Raw genomic sequence first — 12,712 nt, forward strand, 5'->3', positions numbered from 1 at the left:
ACCCTTTCTATAACTATTGTTACCGTTATTATAACGTGTTGCGTTACATTTAACACCCTTATTGTCTACAATGATTTAATTGATTTTCGTAAATTTAACAATAACGGCTTACGTCGTCGTTGCTTCGTTTAATACGTCCCTAATGTTTTGTAAGTATGCTGCAGTCTCGTCCTTCCCAGTTTCATGAAATCTTTTCACAATTTCACTTCCTATGATGACGCCGTCTGAAACGGTAATGATATCATGAACTTGTGAAGCATCTCGGATACCAAAACCAGCCATCACCGGAAGAGGCGTATACGCTTTTAACTTTTGAATACGCTGTTTCAATTCAGGATGAAAGTTGCCATCTTGACCTGTAGTTTGATTCATCGTCACAGTATAGATAAATCCTTCTGCTTTTTCAGCAATGGCTTTCATACGATCTTCTGAAGCGGTCATTGCGACAAGGGAAATGAGTTTGACCTTACGCTTTGGATAACGCGCTTTTAAGTGTTCAATGTATTCAAAAGGCATATCCGGAATGATTACGCCGTAAATCTGAAGCTCATCCATCTTATGCATAAATGCCGCTTCTCCATATGTTTCAATCATATGGGCATAAGTCATCAAAATAAGATGGGTTGACAGCTCATGACGATGTGCGCTGAGCTGATTTAAAATCACCTCTAATGTCATACCTGCTGCTATCGCGCGTTCACCTGCTGCTTTTATGATTGGCCCATCTGCAACAGGATCAGAAAAGGGAATGCCTATTTCTACATAATCCACACCACTACGATCAAGCACTTTTAATTCCTCGATAAAATGAGGCCCTCCCATTATATATGCGACAAACGCTTTATTCATGATGACCACCTTCCTTATTTTTTATATAATTTCGGATTGTTTCCATATCTTTATCACCACGCCCTGAAACTGTCACGACGATGATTTGTTCTTTATCCATTTGAGGTGCAAGTTTTTCAACATAACTTAATGCATGTGCACTTTCAATAGCCGGTATGATTCCTTCTGCTTTAGAAAAACGAATTAAGGCATCCATTGCTTCAGAATCTGAAGCCGATTCATATGTGACACGTCCTATATCATGATAATAACAATGTTCTGGTCCTACACCCGGATAATCTAACCCAGCAGAGATGGAATGCGCCAATTTAATTTGATGTTCGTCGTCTTGAATTAAATACATTTTTGCACCGTGCAAGATACCTTTTTTACCTTTTGTGATTGCTAAGGCATGGCGATCGGTATCAACGCCATGACCTGCCGCTTCTACACCATAAAGTTTGACATCATCTTCTATAAACGGATAAAATGTGCCAATCGCATTCGATCCACCACCAATACAAGCCACGACCGCATCTGGTAAGCGCTTTGTTTGGGCGCGCATTTGTGCTTTAATTTCATCACCTATAACGCGTTGAAAATCGCGCACCATCGTTGGAAACGGGTCTGGACCTAGCGCTGAACCAAGTAAATAGTGCGTATCATCCACATGTGCCACCCAATATTGTAATGCTTTATTCACTGCATCAGAGAGCGTTCCTTGTCCTTCCTCTACAGAGACCACTGTTGCACCAAGTAACTCCATACGAAATACATTTAATTGCTGACGTTTAATATCTTCTGCTCCCATGAAAACGACCAATTCCATATCGAATAATGCAGCAACTGTCGCACTAGCCACGCCATGTTGACCCGCGCCCGTTTCAGCTACAAGTTTCTTTTTGCCCATGCGTTTGGCGATTAATGCTTGACCAAGTGCATTATTAATTTTATGCGCGCCTGTATGGTTTAAATCTTCACGCTTCAGATAAATTTTGGCACCACCTAGTGCTTCTGTGTAAGATTTCGCATAGGTTAACGGTGTTTCTCTACCCACATAGTTTTTTAAATATGATTTGAATGTTTTGAAGAAATTAGGATCTGCTTGCGCTTCCTGATATGCCTCTTTTAATTCTGCAATTGCTGGCATTAATGTTTCAGGCACATAGCGTCCGCCGTAGCCACCAAACAACCCATTTTCATCTGCATGTAATTGAATGTTTTTCATTTTATTACTCCTCTCACTGTCTCAACAATTTGCGTCATTTTTTGTGTATCTTTAATACCTTTATCACTCTCGATACCACTTGCAATGTCTACCCCTTCTATAAATGGATAGGATGTTAACAAATGATGAATGTTTTCGTAATTGACCCCACCGGCTACCACTACCGGGGTATCACTCAGCTGTTTGAGTTTGTGCCAATCAAAAGTTTGCCCAGAGCCTCCAAACATACTGGTCGGCGTATCGACAATAATTTTATCTACATATGGCGCGACATGTTCAATCTGATACATGAGTTCATCATTTGCATGTAATGCCTTAAAAATTTGTACCTGAGGATTGTGGTCTCTCAACTTTTGAATTGTAGATATCGTCTCGTCCCCATGGAGTTGAAGTGTATTCACTCGTGTACATTTAATGATCTGTTCTATATGCGCATGGGGCATATTAACGGTTACCGCAACACGGTCGATATGTTCTGGAATATGTTTTGTTAATTTGGCCAATTGCGTAAAATCAACATAACGTTGACTTTTAGGAAAAGTGATAAACCCTAGTGCATCGATATTTAATTGACATGCAGCTTGCACATCGACTTCACGTGTAAATCCACATAACTTTAAGTACAACGCTCATCCCCCCTTTGGAGCCTCATTGCCTGTATTAAAGCGCTAGGGTCATCCGACTTCATCAATGCCTCTCCTACGAGCACCCCATGGATACCAGAAGGTTGAATCCTCTCTATGTGCGAATGATGTTGAATACCACTTTCTGAAATATAATGTATGTTGGAACGCGATGTTTTGAGTATGTCATTGGTGTGTTCCACGTTTGTAACAAAACGTCTTAAATCACGGTTATTCACACCAATCAATTTAGGATGAAGGCGGTGCGCTCGAGCTAATTCTGCTTTACTGTGTACTTCCACTATTACTTCTAATCCTAATGCTGTCGCGTAATCATACAATGCTTTTAATTGTGTATCATCCAAAATATAGACGATTAATAAAATTACAGATGCCCCTGCCTTTTTTGCTACATCAATTTGACGTCGATCTATGATAAAATCTTTGCATAAAATCGGACATGTCGTCGTGGGTGATAATGCGGCGAGCCGTTCAAAAGACCCTTGAAAGTATGCTTCATCAGTCAAAATAGATATTGCGGCTGCACCACCTTCTGTATATGCCTTCACTTGGTCTTCTAAACAACGTTTTGGTATATCATTAACGGTAGGGCTTTTCGATTTTATTTCTGCAATCACTTCAATTTGATGACTATGATCTAACCGATGTTGTAACGTATTTTTATGCTGTATATCAACACGAGGCAAAGTATTTAATTTGTCTTCGTAATAACCTTCTTTAAGCAATTGCTTTTTATATAAGACGATTTCATCCAACAGATTCATGTTCTGACTCCTTTACCATTTTTAAATATTGACGGTAGGCTTGACCACTCTGTATGAGCTGTGCTGCTTGTATCACGCCGTCTTGAAAATTAATGGCTTTTTCAGCAACGTAAAGTGCTATCGCTGCATTTAAAATCACGACGTCACGACATACAGACGTATTCGCTCCTTTTAAAATACTAAGCATAAGTGCCTTATTTTCTTCAGGCGTTCCACCTCTAAGTTCAGAATTATCAGCGGAACGTAACCCTAGCTCTGTCGCATTGAGTGTATAGGACGTCACTTGACCTTCATTAACTTCATATATAAGGTTATCTCCAGAAAGCGTTGCTTCATCCATGCCGCCAGCACCATGCATGACAATAGCCTTTTTACGCCCTAAACGTAATAACGTTTCAGCAGTGATCGCAATACGATGAGGATCATATATCCCCATTACTTGATAGTCGAGTTTAAATGGGTTGATCATAGGTCCAACAATATTAAAAATGGTAGGATGCTGAATGCTTTTTCGGACAGGTTGTAATTGCTTCATAATTGGATATGCCGTTGTGGCACTTACAAAAGCAAGGTTCGTTTCTGTGAGCTGTTTTGGAACATTATTCACAGGTGTCGTTGAGATGCCTAATGCATGTAACACATCGACGCTTCCTGACTGGGAGGTCACACTTTTATTACCATGTTTGACTACGGACACACCAGCTGCCGCTACTATAAACGAAACCGTTGTTGAAATGTTAAAACTATTTGATCCGTCTCCACCTGTCCCACAGACACACATGCTTCCGGAATATTCAGGTTGGGGATGATATGTTGTTTGAATCAGTTTAGCTGTAAGATGATATAATTCATCCGCCGTCTCCCCTTTTTTTGTGTATGCTTTAAGCAAAGTCACTTTATCGTGTAATAGAACATCTTCTGAAAGTAATGTTTGTACAAATGTATGAATATCTTGTTCTGATAATGATTGGTTCTGTCTTAAAGTATCAAGTAACCTCATATTAGTGCCCTTCCTTTCTCGCCATAGCGATAAAATTAGCGATGATGTGCGCAACATCTGGACTCGCAAACGACTCCGGATGATACTGGACCCCTACATGTAATCGATATTGATGTTGAAATGATTGAATCGCGTCTATCGTTCGTCCAGTAATTTGCAACGCTTTTGGTAACGTACTTTCATCACAAATAAGTGAATGGTACCGCATAATATCTGAATATTCTGATATATTTTCATATAAAGGTGATGGTGTTTGGAATTGTAATTGATCCATTTTTCCATGCATCACCTTTTCGCCCACTCGCACAGTGCCACCATAATAACAATATAGTGCCTGTGCACCTAAACAAATGCCTAAAATTGGTAAATGTTTAAAGTGTTCAATAATTTCTGCTAAATGTGTCGTATCGTTTGGGTGACCTGGTCCAGGAGAAATCACTACGACATCTGGTTGATAATGATACAATGTTGGATCATCAGGATAGACGACGTTTACTTCATCATAAGGATGTAATAAATCAACTAAGTTATATGTGAATGAATCATAATTATCGATAACGAGAATCATAACGTTACCTCCAATAGGCTTTTAGCTTTAAGACGTGTCTCTTCTAGTTCTTTTTCAGGTACAGAATCATATACTACACCACAACCCGCTTCAACATTGACATGCGTCTCATCTATAACCATTGTACGTATCGTTAATGCTAAATCTAACGCATGATCACAATTAATATAACCAATCCCTCCACTATAGACCCCTCGTTTAAAGGGATAATATTCATACAGGCGCTGAATGGCTCTAATTTTAGGTGCACCTGATACTGTTCCAGTTGGCAGTAATGAGGTGATAACGTCCATAGGAGTCGCATCTTGATTTAATGTACCAATCACTTCACTCACGATATGCATCACATGCTCGTATCGTTCAATCGTCATCAGTTTTGGGATACGCAATGAGCCAGGCTGGGCAATTCTTAAAATATCATTCCGACCTAAATCAACTAACATGCGATGTTCACTTAATTCTTTTTCATCCTGTAAAAGCTTCGTAGCATTTTCGGCATCTTCCATATCGTTAGCACCTCGTTGAATCGTGCCTGCTATCGGATTCGTCATCACTTCTTGATGCTTCACTTTTACGAAACTCTCAGGTGAGCTACCAACAAAAATATCAGCTCCCATATTGTAATAAAACATATATGGACTTGGATTATTACGTTTCAGTTGTTGATAGAGTTGATAGGACAACGCATTTTTATATGCACCAAAGTGGTGTTTATAACGATAAATACGTGACGGAACGACTTGAAACATATCACCTTGTTGAATTAAATTCTTGAACATTGCAACACGTTCAATAAACAATGTATTCGAAATGTTCGTTTCTATCTCTTTATAACGATTTGGCAGTGGATACTGACGTTCAAAGAGTTCAATATGATCAAACACTTGCATCATCTCATCTAGTCGCTTTGACAATGTGGCATCTGATACCTTCGAGAAAAAGTTTGTCGCAATAACATAAATTTGTTCTTTATAATGGTCAAATACATACACAGATTCAACCATATGAAACAACGCATCATTCGTCTCTCCTGTGATTTTTTGTTGTTTTAAGATTGGAAATGCATGACGTACAAGATCAAAACTACAATATCCCATAAAGCCTGATACAAACGGCAGCGTCTTTAATGACGCCTCCTCTATAGTTGCTTTAAAGTCATTAATATATGCCTTCAATGCCTCGTATGGATGTGTTGTAATTTGTTGGTAATGGTCTGGCGTCTGAATATGCAACACTTCATCTTTTAATGCACAGTGTCCATAAGTGTCAAAAACAACAATGGAAAAACGTCCTTTCGTCTGGTCCGTCGTCGCACTTTCCAGAATGATCTTTTTATCTTGGTGTCTTGCAAGTGTTTCTGGATTCACCGGCGCATTAAGCACACGATATTTTATAATCATTGAATCATCCCTCCTTTTAAAATAAAAAACCACGCATGATTGTCCATATAAAGGACGCTTCACGCGCGGTACCACCTTAATTAGCAGTAAAAACTGCTCACTCTCATTATGCAATTGGTTGCTTACAGAAAAACCCAATTCACTTCATAAAGGTATGAACTCACATCAACCGTTCATTTTCTGACACTACCAGTTATAAAGTTACTTCATTTTTCCTCACAAAATATAAAACACCACATTAACGCTTCAAAAAGGACGCGTTAACGTGGTGCCACCTTTATTAACATGTTTAAAACATGTTCACTTTTCACATTATTTAACTCTCAACCTTAAGATTGCCCAATTTCGCGATTGCGTTGTGCTAACTTCCATCACCCGTTAGCTTTCTGAACACTACAACATCAAACGTTACTTATCAATCCATTTAAGTTATTTGATAATTCATACTATACAGACATAGTTTTGACGTGTCAACACCCAATTATTTATTTTGAGTTGCGAATGCTTTCGCAATATTCGTCAATTTCTCTGGAGCATCATGTTTATCCATAAACACTTCAATCACATGCATAGATTGTGGTTGATTGTTCACTTTATCCATAACTTCTTTTAATGCTTTAGACGTTGAAACTTGATACGTAGGCGTCTCTTTATGACCAAATACAGTTGGTAATAAATGATAGTCCCATTTTGAAATATCGTTGTACGGTTCATTTTCACCATGAATTTTACGTTCCACAGTATAACCATCATTATTGATAATAAAAATGATTGGGTGAATATTTTGACGCAACATTGTGGCCATATCTTGAACCGTTAATTGAAGTGAACCATCACCAATTAATAAAATATTGCGTCGATGACGGTCTGCAAGTTGCGTACCTAATGTTGCTGGGAATGTATAACCAATAGACCCCCATAAAGGTTGCCCAATAAACGTTACTCCTTGTGGTAAGACTAAATCGTATGCTCCAAAAAATGACGTTCCTTGCTCAGCGATTAACACATCATTTGGCTTAATAAATTGTTGCATTAACTCGAAATAGTGCTGTTGTGTAAGTGGTGCATCGTCAACGACAACTTCTGAATTAGAAGGGTGTTCACATTGTGGCCATTCTCCTTCAAAATGAGAATTCAGTTTTGACATTTGGCTCACAATTTCAGGTAATGCCATCGTTTCAACCGTTACTTCATCTACTTGAATATTTTTATGGTTTAACGTCATAATCTGTTCATCTGCAAATTGATAAGAAAAACCAGCCGTTGCCGAATCCGTTAATTTTGCACCTAAAGTAATAACTAAATCACTGTTATCGACATAATCTTTTATCGCTGGATGAGCAATGCTACCGTCATAAATTCCCATATAATTTGGGTGCGTTTCATCAAATGCTGATTTACCTAAAGATAATTGCGCAACGGGTAATCCGAGTTGATCCACTAGCACTTTAACTTCATTTTGTAAATGAAAACTATTTATTTCGTGACCAACAATGAGTGTCGGTTGCTTCGCCTGCTGTAATTTTTGTTCAAGCACAGTTAACCATTCAGTGGCAGTTGATTCTTCTTTTGAATGTTGCTCTGTATCAGGCACGTCAATTTCAACCATCGCCGTATCAATAGGAAGATGGATATGAACTGGACGCTTTTCATCCAATGCTGCTTGAATGACGCGCGGAATTTCAGTTAGCGCATTCTCAGGTGTTATATAGGATTGAGCAACCGTAATATGTTGATACATTTTTTGATACACATCAAAAACACCTTCACCTAAAGAATGATGAACGTATTTACCCGCTTTTTCAACGACTGTTGTAGGTCCTCCAGTAATCGCAATCACTGGCACACGTTCTGCATAAGAACCAGCAATGCCATTCACAGCACTTAACTCTCCAACACCAAATGTAGTTACCATTGCACTTAATCCTTTAAGGCGCGCATAGCCATCTGCCGCATACGCCGCGTTTAATTCATTCGTATTGCCCACCCATTCTAATTTTGGATGGGCTACGATATCATCTAAAAATGCTAAGTTAAAATCTCCAGGTACACCAAAAATTGTATCCACGCCTTGACGCTCTATTTCATCAAATATAAATTGACTGATTTTCTTTTTCATGTGCTTCACCTTTTTCTCTTTATTTGCTCCTAGTATAAATGAGTACACAAAAATAGTCAATTATATTGACCTTTAATAGATTTATGTTACATCTCACACGACTAATGTGACAACATACCTCACCTTTAAATTTGAACTTCATGTGACTGATATCAAAAAATCTTCACAACTCAATTGAATTTTGAAGATCTCGGCTTTTGTTCGTTTAGTAATTCAATCTCATTTTAACGATAACTTTACGAACGTATAAAGTGCGTTCCATACAAAATATTTAAGGGAGAATGTGAGGGAGAAAAATATAGAATGTTAGATATAATTGATATAATTGATTTGAATGAATTGGTTTGGAAATATAGAATTTGTAAACACATATTCACCTCACTTTTTAAGTAATCCATGCAAAATTAAGATGACATTATATGAAGAGGAAATTGTACACGAATACATTACATTTTGATTACACTTTGTACAGTATAATTGTATTAAAATTACAGTGAGTTTAAAAAAGTTTAATCCACTCTAAATTATGTTTAATCAGTATGATTTTGGATATTATTGGTACTGATATTCTAGAAAATGATTACCGTTTATTGTGAAATTGCACAATAGATTTGGGCAAATCATTCAAAGTTTTAAGTTTGAAATGTTAATATATTTCTATGCATAACATTACCAACGGTGCTTTTATGTGTGAAAATCCAACATATTGAGCATACACATGTGATACTACGACTAGATGGGGGATGGACGTTCAAAATGAGGAAAGAATATTGGGCACAAAAGACGATTAAGAAAACAGCATCTATCATTAAAAAAGATATCCTAATCACTAACCAAAGTGGTCAGGTTATTGCCGCTTCAACACCAAATTATTTAGGACATTCACATAAGGCTGCGCTCCATTCCGTTAATCGAAACGTTCCCATCGAAATTGAAAACGAGGATATGAAATTTTGGAATGTGGACAGCCCGTGTATCGTTACTCCTTTTGAACATGATAATACTGCTCATGGTACAGTGATCATCCTCGGACAACCTGATGAAATTAGAGACTATTCACGTTTATTAAAATTAAATGCAGAATTTGTCATTACTCAAGAAAAAGAACGTGCTGAATCGTATAGCAACCAATTATCACGTACTCAAATGTTGTCTTATATATTATTCAATCAAGAGCGTCAAATTCAAAACTACAATCGCAAAGGCATTATTGACCAACTTGGATTAAATGAACAAACCGCTGTTGCGTTAATTCATATAGAAACAACGAGTAAATCTAAAATACGTAGTTTACGAGACGCTTTAGATAAATGGAAATTACCTACTGATGATGTCATTGAAACGTCACCTCAAGATTATATTTACCTTTTTAAATCTAATAAACATCGAGGTACATCACTTAAAGCATTAAAGGACTTCATTTCAAATCAACAAGATGATATTTTGAAAAAAACGGTGATCACAATAGGCACATTCAATATGGGTGTTCAAGGACTCGTTCAGTCTTATAATGAAGCGATGTCTCTTCAAAAACTGATACGTATGTTACGTTATACAGATGGTGTACACACATATAAAGAGTATGAGTTAGAAACCATTTGCAATAACATCAGTTATTTCACACCAAGTAATGAAACGTCGCTGGTGACAAATTATAAGAAGTTATTAGATTTTGGTGAAGACAAATATTTAAATGAAACGGTTGAAGCATATTTCCGCAATCATGGTAAGTTAGTTAAAACCGCGAATGACTTATTTATACATCGTAATACGTTAAATTATCGTATTAAAAAAATTCATGATATTACAGGATGGGACCCGAACACGATTGATGGCATCGTCCTTTTAAGAATTGCACAAATGCTATATAAAAAATCTAAATAAGTTCTACTCGGTAAATAGTAATGGGGAAATTTTGGCATACATGTTTCCTTATTACTATTTTTTATTGAATAGTCCTTTATAGTTTTAATTTTAAATATGTAGTATCTTTAGGTAAACAGTGATGAGGAGCGACCACATATGATGAGAAAAATTAAAGAAGGCATCTTTAAAGTAATGGACAAACTTGGATCACGTGTGATGAATATATTATTTATATGTGGATTCATAGTGTTAATCTTGTTTGTAGGATTAGGTACTTTTATACCGGAATTGAATCGCCATACGTATGAAGGAAAAGTGGTTCAAAAATATGCAGAAAATCATAGTGTGACCACAGGTAAAACATACTATATAGAGGTAAAACAAGGGGATCAAATTATTAAAATTGAGAACGGTGATATATTATTACGTCAAAAATTTGATAGTCGTGATATTCAAGACCAAATTAAAGAAGGTCAACAAATCAAAGTGGATACGATAGGTTTCTATTTACCTAGGTGGGGATTTTATCCTAATTTAACTCATGTAGAACAAATCAAAAAATAATAGACACGCCCTAAGCTACATTGGGCGCGTCTTTATATTTCATATTGTTCAATCCATTTTAACACTGCTGGCGCGATGCGTGTATGATCATTCATATTCACCCAATCGATGTGCGTAATTTCAGACGCAATTTGAATTTCTGCCCAATCAATTGGAAATATTGTTCGGAAGCCATGTAATTCCGTGATTTCATTCGATTGTGGATAAGCAGGCCCCGTAACAGACCCAATATACTCAATATCGTTTTCAGTTAACTCTAATTGCAATTCTTCTTTCACTTCTCTTATAAGTGCCGCTTCTAAAGTTTCTCCAGTATCAATCTTTCCTCCTGGAAAATACATTTTATCACGATGACGCACTTCGACAAGTCTCAATGCATCACCTTGTCGATCCACTAAACACACACAACGTATCATTATGCAAATCCCCTTTGTACTGATTTATGATTAAAGTTTATCTAAAATACTTTGTGCTTTCAAACGTTAGCTTGCGATATGATTCAGTTGTTGAAACGCTTCACCAATACGTAATGCAGCCTGGCGTCCTCCCATAATATTGCGTGCAAATGGACCCAGCTCTAAATCTGCCATCATTCCAGCAACGTACAATTGTGGCAACCATTCCAATTGAAAATTCGTTTTTGGAAAGCCTTCTATACATTCTGCTTCATGCATATGACAAAGTTGTTTCATTAAAGGTTGTTCCATCACATCATATTTAAAGCCTGTCGCAAGTAAAATATGATCATATTTAATTCTTTCAGACTCTGTTACAATATGATGTTCATCACAGCATTGTATTGGGTTTTGATGTATGATCAGACGGCCATCTTGTTGAAAGTGTTTTAACGCCATAATCATATCTCTAGGCATCGACCCTTTATGTCGTTCATATTTGTTAATTTTAATGCGTTTAGATAAATCGGTTTCTTGTTGGAATCCACGCATTTTCTTAGGCCCCAACCAAGCGGGATCTGCATCAAAATCGAACATTTCAAAGTCTTTTTTCATCCATAAATGTATCACTTGGTTTGGATTATCTTGAATAAGTTTTAGTGTTAAATGGCCCGCGGAAATACCACTTCCTACAACATGTGACGCATGATAATGAGGCGCTGTATCTCTATCATGAATATGTGTAACGTGAGGCTTATTTTTAAATATGTCTGGTACAAAAGGATGGTGATGCGTGCCCATCGCTAAAATTACATGGTCTCCAGTGACCCATTCACCTTTTTGTAAGCGCACATGCCATATACCATCCTCTCGTTTTATATCTATAGCAGTATCTTGAATATGACACGCTTCTAGATTGTAATGTGTTATCCAATGTTGAGTATGATCGAAAAACATATCTAAGCGTGGCCTTTGATGACGCCCTTTAAAAGGTTGAGCATAGTCTTCATCTCGCGCAAAGCGTTTTAGATCAAATGGCGCTGGATGACAATGGTGCACAATGGGTGAACGCAAATATTCCATTCCGATGCGCTTCGTTTGCGCTTCAAATTGCGCCATCAATGTGCGATGTGGATCGATAATATTTAAATTTTTATTAGATAAACCTAATGTTTTTAAATGAATTGCAATTGTTGTGGCTTGAACACCGCCACCTATGATTATCCATTTGGACATCAAAACACCTCGTTCTTAAATCGTAATTATTACGCTTTATAAATGATAATGGATTTCAATTAGAATTGCAACTCATAAAAAAAGCACTAGAAAGCGTGAC

The 12,712-nt window shown here is 37.2% G+C and carries 12 protein-coding genes; 2 read left to right on the forward strand and 10 right to left on the reverse strand.

The features are described 5' to 3' along the window. Positions 1–108 precede the first annotated feature (108 nt). The 8 genes from trpA to GJE18_RS10080 form a co-directional block, all read right to left on the reverse strand. Positions 109–849: a tryptophan synthase subunit alpha gene (gene trpA, locus GJE18_RS10045; RefSeq protein ID WP_107368587.1), complete on the reverse strand. Its 741-nt coding sequence runs from the start codon at positions 847–849 to the stop codon at positions 109–111. Further along, on the reverse strand, positions 842–2,056 hold the full coding sequence (gene trpB / locus GJE18_RS10050) for a tryptophan synthase subunit beta (RefSeq protein WP_060551770.1): 1,215 nt from the start codon (positions 2,054–2,056) through the stop codon (positions 842–844). The genes trpA and trpB overlap by 8 nt, the downstream gene beginning before the upstream one ends. After that, positions 2,053–2,682 (reverse strand): phosphoribosylanthranilate isomerase, encoded by a 630-nt coding sequence (gene trpF, locus GJE18_RS10055; RefSeq protein WP_107368588.1) that lies wholly within the window; start codon positions 2,680–2,682, stop codon positions 2,053–2,055. The genes trpB and trpF overlap by 4 nt, the downstream gene beginning before the upstream one ends. Beyond that, positions 2,673–3,464, reverse strand: coding sequence for an indole-3-glycerol phosphate synthase TrpC (trpC, locus tag GJE18_RS10060; protein WP_060551772.1), 792 nt, complete (start codon positions 3,462–3,464; stop codon positions 2,673–2,675). The genes trpF and trpC overlap by 10 nt, the downstream gene beginning before the upstream one ends. Continuing rightward, positions 3,448–4,464, reverse strand: a complete 1,017-nt coding sequence (trpD, locus tag GJE18_RS10065) for an anthranilate phosphoribosyltransferase (RefSeq protein WP_107376494.1) — start codon at positions 4,462–4,464, stop codon at positions 3,448–3,450. Before trpD ends, trpC begins: the two co-directional genes overlap by 17 nt. A 1-nt stretch (position 4,465) precedes the next feature. Next, positions 4,466–5,032 (reverse strand): anthranilate synthase component II, encoded by a 567-nt coding sequence (locus GJE18_RS10070; protein WP_060551774.1) that lies wholly within the window; start codon positions 5,030–5,032, stop codon positions 4,466–4,468. Next, entirely contained in the window at positions 5,029–6,432 is a 1,404-nt protein-coding gene (locus GJE18_RS10075) for an anthranilate synthase component I (protein WP_103345675.1), read from the reverse strand. The genes GJE18_RS10070 and GJE18_RS10075 overlap by 4 nt, the downstream gene beginning before the upstream one ends. 481 nt (positions 6,433–6,913) lie before the next feature. Then, a complete protein-coding gene (locus GJE18_RS10080) occupies positions 6,914–8,551 on the reverse strand; it encodes an alpha-keto acid decarboxylase family protein (protein ID WP_107368591.1) in 1,638 nt (545 codons plus the stop codon). Positions 8,552–9,241: 690 nt separating this feature from the next. On the opposite strand from GJE18_RS10080, the gene GJE18_RS10085 reads away from it, so the two are divergent. Together GJE18_RS10085 and GJE18_RS10090 are read left to right on the forward strand one after the other, a co-directional pair. Further along, the gene (locus GJE18_RS10085; RefSeq protein WP_240928872.1) at positions 9,242–10,435 is read left to right on the forward strand and encodes a PucR family transcriptional regulator; all 1,194 of its coding nucleotides are present in this window, start codon (positions 9,242–9,244) and stop codon (positions 10,433–10,435) included. A gap of 138 nt (positions 10,436–10,573) precedes the next feature. Beyond that, the gene (locus GJE18_RS10090) at positions 10,574–10,981 is read left to right on the forward strand and encodes a hypothetical protein (protein ID WP_240928873.1); all 408 of its coding nucleotides are present in this window, start codon (positions 10,574–10,576) and stop codon (positions 10,979–10,981) included. A 32-nt stretch (positions 10,982–11,013) separates the two neighbouring features. Here the strand turns inward: GJE18_RS10090 and GJE18_RS10095 are convergent, their stop codons facing one another. Further along, positions 11,014–11,397, reverse strand: a complete 384-nt coding sequence (locus GJE18_RS10095) for an NUDIX hydrolase (RefSeq protein ID WP_060551778.1) — start codon at positions 11,395–11,397, stop codon at positions 11,014–11,016. 66 nt (positions 11,398–11,463) lie between these two features. Next, positions 11,464–12,612 (reverse strand): FAD/NAD(P)-binding protein, encoded by a 1,149-nt coding sequence (locus GJE18_RS10100; RefSeq protein ID WP_107368593.1) that lies wholly within the window; start codon positions 12,610–12,612, stop codon positions 11,464–11,466. Between the last annotated feature and the right edge of the window lie 100 nt (positions 12,613–12,712).

It is taken from the genome of Staphylococcus agnetis, from assembly GCF_011466855.1.
Classification (GTDB): domain Bacteria; phylum Bacillota; class Bacilli; order Staphylococcales; family Staphylococcaceae; genus Staphylococcus; species Staphylococcus agnetis.